Source organism: Mycobacterium sp. GA-0227b (assembly GCF_001499855.1).
GTDB lineage: Bacteria > Actinomycetota > Actinomycetes > Mycobacteriales > Mycobacteriaceae > Mycobacterium.
Window position 1 is genome coordinate 85138 of record NZ_LQIK01000004.1, and the last position, 16939, is coordinate 102076.

The following is a 16939-nucleotide window of genomic DNA, read 5'->3' on the forward strand; positions in this document are numbered from 1 at the left end:
TGAAAGGAGACGCAGATGGCTTTGGGCAACATCATCATCACCGGAGGTGCTTCCGGTCTCGGCGCGGCCACCGTGAAAGCCGTTGCGCGCCAAGGTGGCACACCACTGGTCATTGACCGCAACGATCCGCAGGCCGGCGACCCGCCAGTGGCGTTCGCCCGCGCCGACCTCGCCGACACCGAGGCGGTCGACGCGGCGGTGCGCAGGCTTGCCGAACAGGTGGGCGGTCAGATCCACGGCGTGTTCACCGCGGGCGGCACCGACGTCTGCGGCAAGCTCGACGATGTCGCGGTCAAGGACTGGGAACGCGTCATCCACGTCAACCTGCTCGGCACGGCGGCGGTGATCCGCTCCGCGTTGCCCTACCTGAAGGACACCGGTGGCCGGATCGTCACGTGCGCTTCGACACTGGGCATCAAGGCCGTCAGCGACGCGACCGCGTACTGCGCATCCAAGTTCGGGGTGATCGGCTTCTCCCGGGCGCTGGCGGCCGAACTGGCGGGCGAGGTGGGCGTCACCACGCTGATCCCCGGCGGTATGCACACCGCATTCTTCGACAGCCGCGAGGAGCAGTACAAGCCACCGCCCGACGCCAAGCTCAACCAGCCCGAGCATGTGGCCGACACCGTGGTCTTCGCGCTGTCCCAACCCGCGGGCTGCGAGGTGCGCGAGCTCGTGGTGTGTGCGTCGACAGAGTCTTCGTGGCCGTGAGTCCCGACACCATCGTGGTTCTGCGCGCGCTGGGTCTCGGCGATCTGCTCACCGGCGTTCCGGCGCTGCGCGGACTGCGGCGCGCTCATCCTGACGCGCACATCGTGCTCGCCACTGGCGAGCGGTACGCGGAACTGGCGATGCTCTCCGGGGCCATCGACGAGGTCGACCCGACGCAGGGCCTCGGCCAGTTGCGCCCTCGCAGTGAGCCGCCCGCGCTCGCGGTGAATTTGCACGGCAGCGGCCCGGAGAGCATCGCCGACCTGCTCACGCTGCGCCCCGACGCCCTGATCAGCCACCGGCACTGCGCGTACCCGGATGTCGACGGTCCGCCGTGGCGCGCGGAACTGCACGAGGTGGACCGCTGGTGCGCTCTGCTCGAGTGGGCCGGAATACCCTGCGATCCAGAGGATCTGACGATCACACGGCCGGCCGGCTTCCCGGACCGCTCCTCGGCGGTCGTCGTCCATCCGGGTGCCGCGTTCGCCGCGCGGCGGTGGCCGCCGGAGCGCTTCGCCGAGGTTGCCGCCGCACTGCACGGCCGGGGCTACGACGTGGTCGTCACCGGAGACGACAGCGAGGTCGGCCTCGCGCGGTCGGTGGCCGACGCCGCGGGGCTGAAGCCATCGGCGGTGCTGGCAGGAACTCTCGGCCTGCTCGAACTGGTCGCGTTGATCAGCGACTGCCGGCTGTTGATCTGCGGTGACACCGGTGTCGGCCACATCGCCACCGCGACGGGCACCCCGTCGGTGTTGCTCTTCGGCCCGACGCCGCCGAACCGGTGGGGGCCGAAAGGATCCGGTCCGCACATCGCCGTCTGGGCAGGCGACAAGGGGGACCCGCACGCCGACCGCCCGCACCCCGGGCTGCTGCTGATCACCGTTCCGCGGGTGCTCGACGCCACCGAGACGCTGCTGAAGGACTGTGCATGAACACGTTTCGGACGGGCGTGATCGGCGCGGGCTACGTTGGCCTGACGACCGCGGTGTGCCTTGCCGAGCGCGGCCACGACACCGTGTGCGTCGATGTCGACGCGTCGCGCGTCGACCAGCTGCGCAACGGCGTGCCCCTGCTGGACGAACCCGGGATCGCCGAACTGCTGCGCCAGGGTTTGACCGCCGGAAAGCTCGAATTCACCGTCGAATACCGGGATCTGGCCGACTGCGACGCGGTGTTCGTCTGCGTACCGACGCCGAGCGGGGCGGATGGATCGGCGGACCTGTCCGCGGTCGACAACGCGGTCGATCACCTCGTCACCGTGCTGCGGGCGGGTTCGGTGGTGGTGCTCAAGTCGACCGTGCCGGTCGGCACCACCCGGCGGATCGCCGAGCGGCTGCAGCAGGGCGGGATCCGGGCGGTCTCCAATCCGGAATTCCTGCGCGAGAGCCACGCGGTCTACGACTTCCGCAACCCGGACCGCATCGTGATCGGAGCCGAGGACGCCGACGCCGCCGATCTGGTGTCGCGCGTGTACGGAAACCACGCGCAGACCTTCACCATGAGCCCGGAGAGCGCGGAGCTGGCGAAGTACGCCAGCAATGCCTTTCTCGCCGTGAAGATCTCCTACGCCAACTCGCTGGCGCAGCTGTGCGCACGGCTGGGCGCCGACATCGCCGACGTCATCCGGTGCATGGGCGCCGATGTGCGCATCGGCCCGCATTTCCTGCAGCCCGGGCCCGGGTGGGGCGGATCATGTCTGCCCAAGGACACCGCGGCCATCCTGCACACCGCCGATCAGGCTGACGTGCCCCTGCCGGAGATCGAGTCCGCCCGCTTCACCAACGCCGGACAATCCGCGCGCGTCGCCTCGACGGTGTCCCGAGCCATCGGAACCCCGCTCGGCAGGGCCCGGATCACCGCTTTGGGCCTGACATTCAAGGCCGGCACCGCTGATGTGCGTGACTCGCCGGCGCTGACCATCTGCGCGGATCTGGGCCGGGCCGGCGCGCAGGTCACCGGCTATGACCCGCGGCTGCCGGCGATGGACCATACGCGGCTGCGGGCCTCGTCGATCGTCGCGGTCGACGATCCCTACCTCGCCACCAAGGACGCCGACGCGATCGTCGTGCTCACCGAATGGCCGGAGTTCCGCGAACTCGACTGGGCCCTGATCGCCGAACAGGCCCCGGGAGCCGTCGTCGTCGACACCCGCAACCTGCTCGACCCGTCGGCACTCGCCGAGCTCGGATTGACTTACCTGGGTAACGGAACCCAGTCGGGTTACTGACTTTTGGCGACCTTGCGGATCAGACCCGCGGTGCTGCGGTCGAGCACCTGTTGACGTTCGGCGAGGGTCTTCGTCCGCGCGGCGCGGCGCACACCTGCGGCGATCGTGAGACCGGACTCGTAGCCCTCGACGACCCTGGGGTCGACGTACGAGCCGCGAGCCACCGCGGGGGTGTTGCCCAACTCTTCGGCGACCTCTTTCATCACCGCAGACTCGACCCGCTTGATCACCGTCTTGTTGACCGGTGGGTCGGCGTCGACGAATGCCGCCGCCGCCAGCACGGTGCCGTGCCAGGTCCGCAGATCCTTGACCGTGTACTCCTCGCCGACAAGTTCCTTGAACCGGGTGTTGAGGTCATCGGCATGGACGTCGGTCCAACTGGAACCGTTGCGGCACACCAGCAGCCGCTCCGTACGCTGCGGGCGGCGCAACAGCGACCGCACCGAGCGGACCGCTTCGGGATCGTCGATCGTCAGCGTCCGTCGCACCCCGCTCTTGGCGGGGAAGTCGAACTCGATGGCGTTGCCGCGCAGCGTCACATGCTCGCAGAGCAAAGTGGCGATTCCGTAGGAGTTGTTCTCCTCGGCGTACTGCTCCGAGCCGGCGCGGAAATAGCCGAGATCGAGCAGGTGCAGCGCGAGCGCGAGCACGCGGTCGCGGCCCAGGCCCCGGCTGCGCAGATCCGCGGCGATGCGTCGGCGCATCTCGGGCAGCGCGGCCGACATCTCCAGGACCCGGTCGAACTTCTCCTCGTTGCGCTCCTCCTGCCACCGCTGGTGGTACAGGTACTGTCGCCTGCCCGCGGCGTCTGTTCCGACCGCCTGGATGTGGCCGTTGGGGTACGGGCAGATCCACACCTTCTTCCAGGCCGGCGGGATCACCAGATCCTTGATGCGTTGCAGCGTCGCCTCATCGGTGAGCGGTGTGCCGTCAGGCTGGTAGTAGGAGAACCCGCGGCCCCGGCGCACCCGCCGCAGGCCGGGGCCCCGCACGACGCTACGGCGAAGTCGCATGTTTGGCATCCGAGCGCAGCGGGGTATTGGACTCCCACCATGGACAACTCCGGCTTCGCCACGCCATCGCAACGTTGGTCGTCACAGGCGCATTCACCGCATCATCGGCGCGACCGGCGCCCGGTCGTCGGCCGTGTGATCGAAGTGCGTTCGCCGTCGAGTCTGCTCCATGACCGGGTTATTACCCGCCTTGACGTGTGGCACACGTCATCAGCGGCGGGTAGCCGGAGTACTCGTGGTTAGCTGGGACTCGACCTGGGGTAATCTCGCTTCGACATTGCCGGGAGGTCAGATGGCCGACGTCGCCAACAAGAAAAACGGGCACGGACACGGCGGGCGGTCGGTGGAACTCCGGGTCGCTGCCGAACTCGAGAACCTAGCGGTGCTGCGCACCCTCGTCGCCGCGGTGGCGACGTTCGAGGACCTCGACTTCGACGCCGTGGCCGACCTGCGGCTCGCGGTCGACGAGGCGTGTACCAGGCTGATCCGGTCCGCGGTACCCGACTCGGTACTGCTGCTCGTCATCGACCCGCGGGAGGACGCCGTCATCATCGACGCGTCGACCACATGCAAGAACTCCGACATCTTGGCGCCGGGCAGCTTCAGCTGGCACGTGCTCAGCTCGCTGACCGACGAAGTCAAGACCTTCCAGAACGGGCAGGGACCCGAGAACGCGCAGGTGTTCGGGATCTCCATGACGACGAGACGAGCGACACTGCAGTGACGCCGCCGACGTCACAGGGTTCGTCGTCGCGTTCGAACTCTGAGTACGCGGATGTCGCCGACATGTTCCGCGAACTGAAGGATGTGCCGGCGGACTCGCCGAAGTTCCAGCGGCAGCGAGACCGCATCGTCGAGCGCTGCCTGCCGCTGGCCGACCACATCGCCCGCCGCTTCGACGGACGCGGCGAACCGCGCGAAGACCTCGTCCAGGTGGCCCGTGTCGGCCTGGTGAACGCGGTGATCCGCTTCGACGTCGAGGCGGGCTCGGACTTCGTCTCGTTCGCGGTGCCGACCATCATGGGCGAAGTCCGACGGCACTTCCGTGACAACAGCTGGTCGGTCAAGGTGCCCCGGCGGCTCAAGGAACTTCACCTGCGGCTCGGTGCCGCGACCGCGGAGTTGTCGCAGCGCCTCGGCCGCGCGCCGACAGCCTCGGAGCTGGCCGCGGAGCTGGGCATGGATCGCGACGAGGTCGTCGAGGGCCTGGTCGCCGGGAGCTCCTACAACACGCTGTCGATCGACAGTGGCGGCAGCGGAACCGAGGACGCCCCCGCAATCGCCGACACACTGGGCGACGTCGACCTCGGCCTGGATCAGATCGAGAACCGGGAAGCGTTGCGGCCCTTGCTCGCTGCGCTACCCGAACGCGAACGCACGGTGTTGCTGCTGCGGTTCTTCGAGTCGCTCACCCAGACGCAGATCGCCGAACGGGTCGGCATCTCGCAGATGCACGTGTCGCGGCTGCTGGCGAAATCCCTAGCGCGGCTCAGGGACCAGTTGCAGTAGCGGCCGATCGCCCTGTAGCGCCGAGAGCGCCGCCTCGACGCTGTCACTGACGGGCAACGCGGCATCCGGATCGCAGATGCGCAGCAATCGGCTCACCGCGGGGCTCGGCAGCATCGCCCAGCCGATCTCCTCGCCGGCAGTACGGACGTTGAGGGTGTGTAGCGCGGAAAACCCTGCGGTGCCGAAGAAGTCGACTCCGGAAAGGTCGATCAGCAGACAATCGAGCTCGGTGGCATGGCGCAGCGCATAGTCGATCAGGTCCTGAGCGTTCGCCGCGTCGATCTGGCCCTGCACGGTGATGATCGCGGTATCTGCTTGCAGCCGGCGGGTGGCGAAATGCGCGGTGTGGCAATCGTGGGATTCGACCAGTGGCGCCGAATCGATCGGTGGGGTGTGAGAAACAGGCATTTGTGACTCCATCAGTGAATGTGCAATTCGTACTGTGGTTCACGTCAAAAATTGGGGCCCTGCGTCTTCAAAGCCTTCGTAGCAGCGGCAAAAGTGATGCCCTGCCCGTGGATGACGTTTCCAGCTTGGCTGTGAACTCAACCTGTGCTGAACCCTACGCCGCATCTCGATCAACCACAATCGGTATCAACATCACCGGCATAGCCACAGGTCAACGGCAACGCCGCCGGCTACCCCCGCTTTCCTCCGACCGTGCATGCCCGTCGCACGACACGCCGCAACGCCGCAGCACTTTGCGCACGCTCGCGCAGGATCGCACACTTGTGTCCGTGACGACGACGGTAGCCGGTGTGCTGCTGGCCGCGGGTGCGGGCACCCGGTATGGAATGCCGAAAGTCCTTGCTGAACAAGGAAAGTGGCTCAGGGCCGGTGTCGACGCGCTGCACGACGGCGGGTGTGCTGACGTGGTGGTCGTGTTGGGTGCGGCGATCGTCGAGGTACCGCCGCCGGCGCGGGCGGTCGTCGCCGAGGCGTGGGCGGACGGGTTGTCGGCGTCCCTGCGGGCGGGCCTGTCGGCGGTGGATGCCGAATACGCGGTGTTGCACACCGTCGACACCCCCGACATCGGCGCCGACGCGGTGCGCCGCGTGGTGGCCGCCGCGGTCCGGTCGGCATCCGGGCTTGCGCGCGCCCGCTACCGGCGCGTGCCCGGCCATCCGGTGGTCATCGCGCGCAGGCACTGGGCCACGCTGCTGCAGCAAATCCACGGCGACGAGGGCGCCCGGGCGTTCCTGGCCGACCGCGACGACGTCGTCTCCGTCGATTGCGGCGACCTCGCGACCGGCCGCGACATCGACGTGAAGTAGCTACTCCAACGAGTCAGCGAACCGCCGGACGGCGTCGCCTGCGGCCTGCGCGGCCTCGGCATGGCCACGCCGGGCCTGCAGGGCGATGTTCCCGGTGGCCGGCGATAGCGTCACCTCGGCGAGCAGTTCGCCCGTCGTCGGCTCGCACACCGCCCACGAATACATGGTGTCCGACTCCCACTGCACCGCCCGCATCTGCACGTAACCGGCATCGGTGTTGCCCAACTCCGCCAGCGCGGGTCGGTCGTCGATGCGGTCGTCGCAGCGCAGAGCGCGCAGATACCACGCGCCCGCGTTGATCTCCACCGGCTCCATGTCACCCATCCAGCGCGAGCAGACGCAAAGTGACCCAAAATTGCCGCATTTCAGGACAATTGCCGTCTGCTCGCCAGGATTGTCCTTACTTGATCTCGGCCAGCACCGTGCCCTGGGTGATGGCGGCACCGGGCTCGACGGCCAGGCCGGTGACGGTGCCGTCCTTGTGCGCGGTGACGGGGTTTTCCATCTTCATCGCCTCGAGCACCACGACCAGGTCACCGGCGGAGACCTGCTGACCCTCCTCGACAGCGACCTTGACCACCGTGCCCTGCATCGGCGCGGTCACCGCGTCGCCGGACGCGGCCGCTCCGCCGCCCCCGCCGCGCTTGCGCGCCTTGGGCTTCTTACGGACGACGTTGGCACCGGCTGCCGGGGCGCCGCCGCCACCGAGAGCCAGGTCACCGGGCAGCGACACCTCGAGGCGCCGGCCGCCGACCTCGACGACAACGGTCTGCCGCGGGACGGTGTCCTCTTCCTCGATCGGGTCGCCACCGGTGAACGGTTCGATGGTGTTGTCCCACTCGGTCTCGATCCAGCGGGTGTGCACGGTGAAGCCGTTGTCGTCACCGATGAACGCGGGGTCGGACACCACGGCGCGGTGGAACGGGATCACGGTGGCCAGGCCCTCGACGTGGAATTCGTCCAGCGCGCGGCGCGACCGCTCCAGGGCCTCTTGACGATTGGCGCCGGTGACGATCAGCTTGGCCAGCATCGAGTCGAACTGGCCGCCGATCACCGAACCGGACTCCACGCCGGCGTCCATCCGGATGCCGGGGCCCTGCGGGGTCTCGAACCTGGTCACCGGACCGGGAGCGGGCAGGAAGCCGCGTCCGGCGTCCTCGCCGTTGATGCGGAACTCGATGGAGTGCCCACGCGGCGTCGGATCCTCGGTGATGTCGAGCGGTTCGCCGTTGGCGATGCGGAACTGCTGGCGCACCAGGTCGATGCCCGAGGTCTCCTCGGTCACCGGGTGCTCAACCTGCAGGCGGGTGTTGACCTCGAGGAACGAGATCAGGCCGTCCTGGCCGACCAGGTACTCGACGGTGCCGGCGCCGTAGTAGCCGGACTCCTTGCAGATGCGCTTGGCCGACTCGTGGATCTCTTTGCGCTGCGCTTCGGTGAGAAATGGCGCGGGTGCCTCTTCGACCAGCTTCTGGAAGCGGCGCTGCAGCGAGCAGTCCCGGGTGCCGGCGACGACGACGTTGCCGTGCTGGTCGGCGATCACCTGCGCCTCGACGTGTCGGGGCTTGTCCAGATAGCGCTCGACGAAGCACTCGCCGCGGCCGAACGCCGCGACCGCTTCACGCACCGCCGATTCGTACAGTTCGGGGATCTCCTCGATGGTGCGGGCCACCTTCATGCCGCGGCCGCCGCCGCCGAAGGCGGCCTTGATCGCGATCGGCACGCCGTACTCCTTGGCGAACGCGACGACCTCGTCGGCGTTCTTGACCGGATCCGGTGTGCCCGGCACCAGCGGAGCCTTGGCACGTGCGGCGATGTGGCGCGCGGTGACCTTGTCGCCGAGGTCGCGGATGGACTGCGGGCTGGGCCCAATCCAAATCAGGCCCGCGTCGATGACCGCCTGCGCGAAATCGGCGTTCTCGGAGAGGAACCCGTAGCCCGGGTGCACCGCGTTGGCACCGGACTTCTCGGCGGCGTCGAGCAGCTTCTCAAAGACCAGATAGGACTCCGCCGACGTCTGGCCGCCGAGGGCGAAAGCCTCGTCGGCGAGCCGGACGTGAGGGGCGTCGGCGTCGGGTTCGGCGTACACGGCCACGCTCTGCAGCCCCGCATCCTTGGCGGCCCTGATCACCCGGACCGCGATCTCCCCGCGGTTGGCGACCAGCACCTTGGAGATCTTCGAGCTGGCGTGACTTGCCACTGCGCCTCCTGACGGCATGTTCTCTAAGAAACGTCTTTAGGAATGTAACCCGGGAAAGTTTAAGGGGCGTAGCCGAGGGTTCGGCGAGCCGGTCCCTTACCGGTCGGTAACTGGAGAAATCCGTCAGCGGAGCCGGTTCTTGATGCGCGCGAGCATCGCGGACATACCACGCAGGCGCAGCGGGCTGATCAGCGCCGCGAGGCCCAACTCGGAGTAGAAGTCGTCGGGCACACCGAGGATTTCCTCGGCCGTGAGATCGTCCAGCCCGGTCGCCAGAATCGCGGCGAAACCGCGGGTGGTGGGGGCCTCGGCGGGCGCGCTGAAAAACAGCCGGACGTGTTCGCGGTCATCCGCGTCGACGTGCAAGAACAGCGGGGACTGGCACTCGGGCACCGGCTCCATCGCGGCCTCTTCGAGGTCGGCGGGCAGCGGCGGCAGCTCGTTGGCGAACTCCAGCAGCAGTTGCAGCTTGTCCTGGCCCCGGACCTCTTTGAAGTCCGAGACCACCTCGGCCAGCGCGGCCGGCATCGCGGTCATCAGGAGCCCGGCGCCTCCCCGGGTTCGGGTCCGACGGCCACCGGAACCCGTACCGCGTTGCCCCATTCGGTCCACGAGCCGTCGTAGTTGCGCACGCCGGGTAGGCCGAGCAGGTGGGTCAGCACGAACCAGGTGTGGCTCGAGCGTTCGCCGATGCGGCAGTACACGATCGTCTTGTCGTCGGCGGTCAGAAAGCCGTACAGCTCCTCGAGTTCGGGGCGGCTGCGGAACCGGCCGCTGTCGTCGGCGGCCTTGGCCCACGGGATGGAACGCGCGGTGGGCACGTGGCCGCCCCGTAGCGCCCCCTCCTCGGGGTAGTCGGGCATGTGGGTGCGCTCGCCGGTGTACTCCTGCGGGGAACGGACGTCGATCAACGGCGCGGAGCCGAGCACGTCGAGCACGTCGTCCTTGAACGCGCGGATCGGCGCGTCGTCGCGCTCGACGACGGGGTAGCCCGTGGACTGCTTGTTCGGCACATCGAGGGTGGTCTCACGGCCGTCGGAGATCCACAGGTCGCGCCCTCCGTTGAGCAGGCGGACATCGGGGTGGCCGAACAGCGTGAACACCCACAGGGCGTATGCCGCCCACCAGTTGCTCTTGTCGCCGTAGATCACCACGGTGTCGTCGCGGGAAATGCCCTTGCGGTTCATCAGTTCGGCGAACTGCTCGCCGGTGATGTAGTCGCGCACGTTGGGGTCATTGAGGTCGGTGTGCCAGTCGATCTTGACGGCGCCGGGAATGTGCCCGGTGTCGTAGAGCAGCACGTCCTCGTCCGACTCGACGATCGCCAGGCCGGGACGGCCGAGGTTTGCCGACAACCAGTCGGCGGTCACCAGCCGTTCGGGGTGGGCGTATGACTGCAGGGCGGGATCTGGATCGGCAGGCAATGGCACACAACAAGCCTACTCAGGCCGATTCGCCTGCCAAAGCTCGGCAAGGGACAGGCCGGCGTGCCCGATCAGCCTGCGGACGAGCGGTAGTCCGATGCCGATCACGGAGGACGGATCGCCTTCAACGCCATCGACGAACCAGCCGCCCAGCCCGTCGAGCGTGAATCCGCCCGCCACCGCGGTCGGCTCGCCGCTGGCGATGTAGTACTCGAGATCGCTGGGCGACGGAACGCCGAAACGGACCGTAGTGGCCTCGGACTCGGCAACTCGGTGCTCGATGACGTTGTCGCGCAACCGAATCACGCAATGACCGGTGTACAGCTGCCCGGAGTTGCCCGCCATCCGCTTCCAGCCGGCCAGCGCCGCCTCCGGCGTCGGCGGCTTGCCCAGCAGTTCCCCGTCGAAGTAGAGCATCGAGTCACACCCGATCACGACGCAATCCGCGGCGACCGCGGACTCGAGGCCGTCGAGCACCGCGTCGGCTTTCGCCGCCGCCAGCGCGACCGTCACCTCGGCGGGGGTGGCAGAGGGGTTCAGGCCGGCGACGACGGCATCCTCGTCGACGCCGGACACGATGACAAGAGGGTCGATCCCGGCCTGCCGCAACACCTTTCGGCGGCCGGGGGACGCCGACGCGAGGACTACCCGCGTCACCGTCGGCGCATGTGTGTCCGCTCCACGAGCGTCACCCGCTGCCAGCTGAACGGCGTGTAGCGCAGCCGGTCGACCGGATGACCCCAGAGGTTCTCCTCCTGCTCGCGCGGCTCGGCGGGAACGCTCGAGGCGGCCGCCAGCACGGCCATCAGCGCGGCCATCTCCTCGGTCGTCGGCTCACCCCGGACGACCTGGAGGTGCGCCTCGTGATCGGCGAGTGCCTCATTCGCCCCGCTCACGGGAGCCTGATCGTTCGCCCCGCTCACAGGACCCTCATTGTTCGCCCCGCTCACGGAAGCCTCATTGTTCGCCCCGCTCACAGGGGGATGTTCCCGTGCTTCTTCGGCGGCACCTGCGCGATCTTGCGTTCCAGCAGGCGCAGCGCGGTCGCGACGTAGCCGCGGGTGTGCGACGGCGGAATGACCGCGTCGACGTAGCCGCGTTCGGCCGCGATGTAGGGGTTGACCAGAGTGTCCTCGTACTCCTGCTGGAGTTGCAGCCGCAGCGCGTCGACGTCCTCGCCGCTCTTGGCCGCCTCCTTGAGCTTCGAGCGGTAGACGAAGCCGACGGCGCCCGACGCGCCCATCACCGCGATCTGCGCGGTTGGCCAGGCCACGTTGACGTCGGCGCCCATCTCCTTGGAGCCCATCACGCAGTAGGCGCCGCCGTAGGCCTTGCGGGTGATCACCGTGATCTTGGCGACCGTGGCTTCGCCGTAGGCGTAGAGCAGCTTGGCGCCGCGCCGGATGATGCCGTTGTACTCCTGATCGGTGCCGGGCAGGAAGCCGGGCACGTCGACCAGCATCACGATCGGGACGTTGAAGCAGTCGCAGGTCCGCACGAACCGGGCCGCCTTCTCGGAGGCGTTGATGTCGAGGCAGCCGGCGAATTGCGTCGGCTGGTTGGCCACGATGCCCACCGGGCGTCCCTCGATGCGGCCGAACCCGACGATGATGTTCTGCGCGTAGCCGGCCTGCACCTCGAGGAACTCGTCGTCGTCGAGCATGCGAACGATGACCTCGTGCATGTCGTAGGGCTGGTTCGGCGAATCCGGAATCAGCGTGTCCAGCTCGAGGTCCTCGTCGGTGAGGTTCTCCTCGATGGCGCCCTCGGGCGCCGCCGCGGGATAGCGCGGCGGGTCGGCCCGGTTGTTGGACGGCAGGTACGACAGCAGCTCGCGGACGTAGTCGAACGCGTCCTGCTCCCCGGAGGCCACGTAGTGCGCCAGCCCCGACTTGGCCATGTGCGTGTGCGCGCCGCCGAGTTCCTCCATCGTCACCTCTTCGCCGGTGACGGTCTTGATGACGTCCGGCCCGGTGATGAACATCTGGCTGGTCTGGTCGACCATGACGACGAAATCGGTGAGCGCGGGGGAGTAGACGTGTCCACCGGCCGCGGCGCCCATGATGAGCGAGATCTGCGGGATCACGCCCGAGGCCCGAATGTTGTTGTGGAAGATGTTGCTGTACAGGCCGAGCGAGACGACGCCCTCCTGGATGCGCGCGCCGGCACCGTCGTTGATGCCGATCAGCGGCCGCCCGGTCTTGATCGCGAGTTCCTGCACCTTGACGATCTTCTCGCCATACACCTCGCCGAGGCTGCCGCCGAAGACGGTCGCGTCCTGGCTGAAGATGCACACTTCGCGACCGTCGATGGTGCCGTATCCGGTCACGACGCCGTCGCCGAGCGGCCGGTTGGCCTCGAGGCCGAAGTTCGTGCTGCGGTGCCGGGCCAGCGCGTCGAGCTCCACGAACGAACCCTCGTCCAGCAGAGCGAGAATGCGCTCGCGAGCGGTGAGCTTGCCCTTGGCATGCGTCTTCTCGACCGCCTCCTCGCCGACCGGGTGCAGCGTCTCCTCGGCTCGCCTGCGCAGATCGGCGAGCTTGCCCGCGGTGGTGTGGATGTCGATCTCGTGTTCGCCTGACGGCTCGGCCGACGGCTGTTGAACGGAGGTCATGGTCGTCGATGCTAACGAATGAGGCGCGCGGGACTGACGGCGCGTCCTTAAGGTCCCCTTAAGCTGCCTTGCGCACCGTGTGGACAGCCGCCGGTGGTAGTAGTGAGGGCCGAACGAGTTTTCAGATGGGAGTCCGATTCCGATGACCGTCGATCGGGTTCCGCTCGACGCTGCGGCGTTGCGCGACGACGTATTGAGCAGCTCGCCGGAATGGCGGCGTGTCGACGTGGTGGCCGAGACCGGATCGACGAACGCCGACCTGATCGCGCGCGCAGGACGCGGCGAGGACATCGCCGGGGCGGTGCTGATCGCCGAGAACCAGACCGCGGGCCGCGGTCGACGCGGTCGAAGCTGGTCGGCGGTCCCGTTCGCGCAGATCACGATGTCGGTGGGCGTCGACGTGGCCGCGGTGCCCAGCGACGCATGGGGGTTACTGCCGCTGGCGACCGGTGTGGCCGTCGTCGACGCGGTCGCAGACGCCGGCGTGGCAGCGGGCTTGAAGTGGCCCAACGACGTCCTAGCCGGCGACGGCAAGCTGGCCGGCATTCTCGCCGAGGTCGCCGCGGCGGACCGGGCCGTGGTGATCGGTGTCGGGCTCAACGTCTCGCTGCGGGCCGGCGAGGTGGGCGTCGACGGGGTGACGTCGCTGGTCGACCTCGGTGTTGCGCACCCCGACCGGCAACGGCTGATCGACCGGGTACTGCACGAGCTCGGCAACCGGATCGATTCGTGGCGGCGGGCCGGTGGTGCCGACGCCGACCTGATCGCCGCCTACCGGGCACGGAGCCTGACACTCGGCATGAATGTTCGCGCGCTGCTCCCCGGTGACCGTGAACTCGTCGGCGTTGCGCGTGACATCGACGGCCAGGGCAGGCTCGTGCTCGACACCGACGGCGGGCCGACGACGGTGTCCGCGGGCGACATCGTCCACTTGCGGCCGGCCGAATCGCTCTAAGGTCATCGTCATGGGTTATCCCGACAATGTGCTCGCCGCCGATGAGCAGGTGGTGCTGCACCGGCACCCGCATTGGAAACGGCTGATCGGCCCCGTGGCGGTGCTGCTGTTGGCGACCGCGGCGGCCGCGGTACTCGCCGGCTACCTCAACACCCTCGACTGGGATCAGACTGCGCGCAACGTCGTGCTGATCGTGATCGCCGTGATCTGGCTGGTGATCATCGGATGGTTGACGCTGTGGCCGTTCCTCAACTGGCTGACGACCCACTTCGTGATCACCGACCGTCGCGTGATGTTCCGCCACGGCGTGTTGACCCGGTCGGGGATCGACATCCCGCTGGCGCGGATCAACAGCGTCGAGTTCCGGCACGGACTGATCGACCGCATTCTGCGCACGGGCACGCTGATCATCGAGTCAGCGGCGCAGGATCCGCTCGCGTTCGACGACATTCCGCGAGTGGAACGAGTCCACTCGCTGCTGTATCACGAGGTCTTCGACACCCTGGGCTCGGACGAGTCGCCGAGCTGAGCCAGCCGCCTGGCGCGCCGCCGCGGCTTCAAGGGGGTGACGTTGCCGACCGCGTGCTCGGCGGCCGCGATCTCTTCGTGCTCGTGGACGTCCTCCATGGCCTCGGCGAGGCCGCCCGCGGTGAGCGACTCGACCGCCTTGTCCGGGTTGCGCCCGAACTCGTCGGGGAACACCCAGCGGCGGAACGCCCAGAACCGGAACGCCATCTGCAGCAGGTTGCCGATGATGTAGGCCGAGATGAAGTCGGCGATGTTCTCCACGGTCAGGCTGACCTCTGGCACCCGCAGCATCAGCACGTAGCTGGAGAACCACAGCGGCGCCATGCTCAACAGCACGCCGACCCCGCTGAACCCGAAGAACAGCAGCGCCTCGTGGTGGCGCTCCCGACCGCCGCGGTCGCGGAAGCTCCACTCGCGATTGAGGATGTAGGACGCGATCACCGCGACGATGCCCGCGATGATCTTCGCCGTCACCGGCTTGGGCTCGAGCACCGTGAGCTTGAGCGTGTAGAAGACCGATGTGTCGATGATGAACGTCGTCGCGCCGACGATCGCGAACTTGATCAGTTCGTGATGCCGCTCGAAGTACGGCCGGATCGGACTTGGCAGCCGTGCGATCGTCGCATCGGTAAAGGACACAACAGCGCAGTGTACGGAAATACTGCACGTTGCGCGTACCCGTGCAGGTCGCAGCGGGTACACGGTGACCGGCCCGCCTGGGCGGTCATGACACCATTAGGGCGTGTCGCAGAACCCGAACGGACCCCCGGTGGTGGCCATGGTCGGCGGTGGACAGCTGGCCAGAATGACTCATCAGGCGGCCATCGCGCTCGGTCAGACGCTGCGTGTTCTCGCCGTCGACGCCGCCGACCCGGCCGCGCAGGTCAGCCCCGATGTGGTGCTGGGCACGCATACCGATCTCGATGCGTTGCGCCGCGCGGCCGCGGGCGCCGCCGCGCTGACCTTCGATCATGAGCACGTCCCTCCCGAGCTGCTGGAGAAACTCGTCGCCGACGGCGTCAACGTGGCACCGCCACCGTCGGCCTTGATCCACGCCCAGGACAAATTGGTGATGCGTCGACGGCTCGAGACGCTCGGTGCGCCGGTGCCGCGGTTCGCGGCGGTCGGTCAGCTTGCCGACGTCGACGCGTTCGCCGCCCGCGTCGACGGCCCCGTCGTGGTCAAGACCGCGCGCGGCGGATACGACGGCCGCGGTGTGACGCTGGCCCGCGATGCTGCCGACGCGCGCGACGCGGCGCGTCGGTACCTGTCGGGCGGCGCCGAAGTGCTGATCGAGGAGAGGGTGGCGATGCGGCGCGAGCTGGCTGTGCTGGTGGCCCGCTCACCGTTCGGTCAGGGCGCGGCGTGGCCGGTGGTCGAGACCGTGCAGCGCGACGGCATCTGCGTGGAGGTCATCGCGCCGGCGCCGCGGCTCGACGATGAGTTGCGTTCTGCGGCAGGCCGACTGGGGCTGCAGCTGGCAGCGGAGCTCGGCGTGGTCGGCGTGCTCGCCGTCGAATTGTTCGAGACCGTGGACGGTGCGCTGCTCGTCAACGAGCTGGCGATGCGTCCGCACAATTCCGGGCACTGGACCATGGACGGCGCCCGTACGAGTCAGTTCGAACAACATCTGCGCGCAGTGCTGGACTATCCGCTCGGTGACACCGCGCCGATCGCACCGGTCACGGTGATGGCCAATATCCTTGGCGCACAAGACTCTCCGGCGATGACGATGGACGAACGGCTGCATCATCTGTTCGCGAGGCTGCCGGATGCCAAGGTGCATCTGTACGGGAAACAAGAACGGCCGGGCCGCAAGATCGGGCATGTGAACGTCGTCGGCGCGGCCAGCGGCTCTGCCGATGACGACGCGTACGTCGCCGAGGTGCGGGAACGTGCGGTCAGGGCGGCACACTGGTTGTCGCATGCGGAATGGACGGACGGATGGAGTGCCCATGACTAGTGCCCCGGCGCCGCGGGTCGGCCTGATCATGGGCAGCGACAGCGACTGGTCGGTGATGGAAGACGCTGCGCACGCCCTGGCCGAGTTCGGCGTGCCGTTCGAGGTCGGCGTCGTCTCCGCGCACCGCACCCCGGTCCGCATGCTCGAGTACGCGCAGAGCGCGGCGGACCGCGGTATCGAGGTGATCATCGCCGGTGCCGGCGGCGCTGCCCATCTGCCCGGCATGGTGGCGTCGGCAACGCCGCTTCCGGTCATCGGTGTGCCGGTGCCTCTGGCCAAGCTGGACGGACTGGACTCGCTGCTGTCGATCGTGCAGATGCCCGCCGGCGTGCCGGTGGCCACGGTGTCGATCGGCGGGGCCCGCAACGCAGGGTTGCTGGCGGTGCGGATCCTGGGGGCGTCCGACGCCGTGCTGCGGGAGCGGGTCGTGCAGTTTCAGTCCGACCTGCAGGACACTGTCATGCAGAAGGATGCGGCGCTGCGGGACCGCTTGCTCGGGCAGTAGGCTGCCGGTGCCGTCG

20 protein-coding genes are annotated in these 16939 nt (G+C 68.3%); 10 read left to right on the top strand and 10 right to left on the bottom strand.

The features are described 5' to 3' along the window. The first annotated feature begins 15 nt into the window (after positions 1–15). The 3 genes from AU185_RS05355 to AU185_RS05365 are packed head-to-tail and all read left to right on the top strand — an operon-like array spanning position 16 to position 2938. The gene (locus AU185_RS05355) at positions 16–711 is read left to right on the top strand and encodes an SDR family oxidoreductase (RefSeq protein ID WP_059099051.1); all 696 of its coding nucleotides are present in this window, start codon (positions 16–18) and stop codon (positions 709–711) included. Then, entirely contained in the window at positions 702–1643 is a 942-nt protein-coding gene (locus tag AU185_RS05360; RefSeq protein ID WP_059099050.1) for a glycosyltransferase family 9 protein, read from the top strand. The genes AU185_RS05355 and AU185_RS05360 overlap by 10 nt, the downstream gene beginning before the upstream one ends. After that, entirely contained in the window at positions 1640–2938 is a 1299-nt protein-coding gene (locus AU185_RS05365) for a UDP-glucose dehydrogenase family protein (RefSeq protein ID WP_059099049.1), read from the top strand. Before AU185_RS05360 ends, AU185_RS05365 begins: the two co-directional genes overlap by 4 nt. Here the strand turns inward: AU185_RS05365 and AU185_RS05370 are convergent. Then, positions 2932–3951, bottom strand: coding sequence for a DNA topoisomerase IB (locus tag AU185_RS05370; RefSeq protein WP_059099101.1), 1020 nt, complete (start codon positions 3949–3951; stop codon positions 2932–2934). The genes AU185_RS05365 and AU185_RS05370 overlap by 7 nt on opposite strands. 292 nt (positions 3952–4243) lie before the next feature. Here AU185_RS05370 and AU185_RS05375 point away from each other — a divergent pair, with 292 nt between their 5' ends. Together AU185_RS05375 and AU185_RS05380 are read left to right on the top strand one after the other, a co-directional pair. Further along, positions 4244–4675 carry an ATP-binding protein gene (locus AU185_RS05375; RefSeq protein ID WP_059099048.1) on the top strand — a complete coding sequence of 144 codons (432 nt, stop codon included), beginning with the start codon at positions 4244–4246 and terminating at the stop codon, positions 4673–4675. Between the two features lie 62 nt (positions 4676–4737). Next, positions 4738–5460, top strand: coding sequence for an RNA polymerase sigma factor SigF (locus tag AU185_RS05380; protein WP_502687789.1), 723 nt, complete (start codon positions 4738–4740; stop codon positions 5458–5460). Here AU185_RS05380 and AU185_RS05385 read toward each other — a convergent pair. After that, complete coding sequence (locus AU185_RS05385; RefSeq protein ID WP_156425406.1) at positions 5431–5868, bottom strand: STAS domain-containing protein; 438 nt, start codon at positions 5866–5868, stop codon at positions 5431–5433. The genes AU185_RS05380 and AU185_RS05385 overlap by 30 nt on opposite strands. 329 nt (positions 5869–6197) lie before the next feature. Between AU185_RS05385 and AU185_RS05390 the strand changes: the two genes are divergently transcribed. Continuing rightward, on the top strand, positions 6198–6734 hold the full coding sequence (locus AU185_RS05390) for a nucleotidyltransferase family protein (RefSeq protein ID WP_502687982.1): 537 nt from the start codon (positions 6198–6200) through the stop codon (positions 6732–6734). On the opposite strand, the gene AU185_RS05395 is transcribed toward AU185_RS05390, so the two are convergent. The 7 genes from AU185_RS05395 to AU185_RS05425 form a co-directional block, all read right to left on the bottom strand. Then, positions 6735–7049: a hypothetical protein gene (locus AU185_RS05395; RefSeq protein WP_059099098.1), complete on the bottom strand. Its 315-nt coding sequence runs from the start codon at positions 7047–7049 to the stop codon at positions 6735–6737. Positions 7050–7134: 85 nt separating this feature from the next. Beyond that, positions 7135–8934, bottom strand: coding sequence for an acetyl-CoA carboxylase biotin carboxylase subunit (locus tag AU185_RS05400; RefSeq protein WP_059099046.1), 1800 nt, complete (start codon positions 8932–8934; stop codon positions 7135–7137). 123 nt (positions 8935–9057) lie between these two features. Beyond that, positions 9058–9471 carry a SufE family protein gene (locus AU185_RS05405; RefSeq protein WP_059099045.1) on the bottom strand — a complete coding sequence of 138 codons (414 nt, stop codon included), beginning with the start codon at positions 9469–9471 and terminating at the stop codon, positions 9058–9060. Then, positions 9471–10364: a sulfurtransferase gene (locus AU185_RS05410; protein WP_059099044.1), complete on the bottom strand. Its 894-nt coding sequence runs from the start codon at positions 10362–10364 to the stop codon at positions 9471–9473. Before AU185_RS05410 ends, AU185_RS05405 begins: the two co-directional genes overlap by 1 nt. A 9-nt stretch (positions 10365–10373) precedes the next feature. Continuing rightward, positions 10374–11015: a Maf family protein gene (locus AU185_RS05415; RefSeq protein WP_059099043.1), complete on the bottom strand. Its 642-nt coding sequence runs from the start codon at positions 11013–11015 to the stop codon at positions 10374–10376. Next, on the bottom strand, positions 11012–11281 hold the full coding sequence (locus AU185_RS05420; protein ID WP_059099097.1) for an acyl-CoA carboxylase epsilon subunit: 270 nt from the start codon (positions 11279–11281) through the stop codon (positions 11012–11014). Before AU185_RS05420 ends, AU185_RS05415 begins: the two co-directional genes overlap by 4 nt. A gap of 50 nt (positions 11282–11331) precedes the next feature. After that, the gene (locus AU185_RS05425; protein ID WP_059099042.1) at positions 11332–12972 is read right to left on the bottom strand and encodes an acyl-CoA carboxylase subunit beta; all 1641 of its coding nucleotides are present in this window, start codon (positions 12970–12972) and stop codon (positions 11332–11334) included. 142 nt (positions 12973–13114) lie between these two features. Here AU185_RS05425 and AU185_RS05430 point away from each other — a divergent pair, with 142 nt between their 5' ends. After that, positions 13115–13927 (top strand): biotin--[acetyl-CoA-carboxylase] ligase, encoded by an 813-nt coding sequence (locus AU185_RS05430; RefSeq protein WP_059099041.1) that lies wholly within the window; start codon positions 13115–13117, stop codon positions 13925–13927. A 10-nt stretch (positions 13928–13937) separates the two neighbouring features. Beyond that, on the top strand, positions 13938–14456 hold the full coding sequence (locus AU185_RS05435; RefSeq protein WP_059099040.1) for a PH domain-containing protein: 519 nt from the start codon (positions 13938–13940) through the stop codon (positions 14454–14456). Here AU185_RS05435 and AU185_RS05440 read toward each other — a convergent pair. Further along, positions 14411–15094 carry a GtrA family protein gene (locus AU185_RS05440; RefSeq protein ID WP_059099039.1) on the bottom strand — a complete coding sequence of 228 codons (684 nt, stop codon included), beginning with the start codon at positions 15092–15094 and terminating at the stop codon, positions 14411–14413. The genes AU185_RS05435 and AU185_RS05440 overlap by 46 nt on opposite strands. Before the next feature lie 103 nt (positions 15095–15197). On the opposite strand from AU185_RS05440, the gene AU185_RS05445 reads away from it, so the two are divergent. Together AU185_RS05445 and purE are read left to right on the top strand one after the other, a co-directional pair. After that, positions 15198–16418: a 5-(carboxyamino)imidazole ribonucleotide synthase gene (locus AU185_RS05445; protein WP_286142976.1), complete on the top strand. Its 1221-nt coding sequence runs from the start codon at positions 15198–15200 to the stop codon at positions 16416–16418. Then, positions 16411–16923, top strand: coding sequence for a 5-(carboxyamino)imidazole ribonucleotide mutase (purE, locus tag AU185_RS05450; protein WP_059099038.1), 513 nt, complete (start codon positions 16411–16413; stop codon positions 16921–16923). Before AU185_RS05445 ends, purE begins: the two co-directional genes overlap by 8 nt. The last annotated feature ends 16 nt before the right edge of the window (positions 16924–16939 follow it).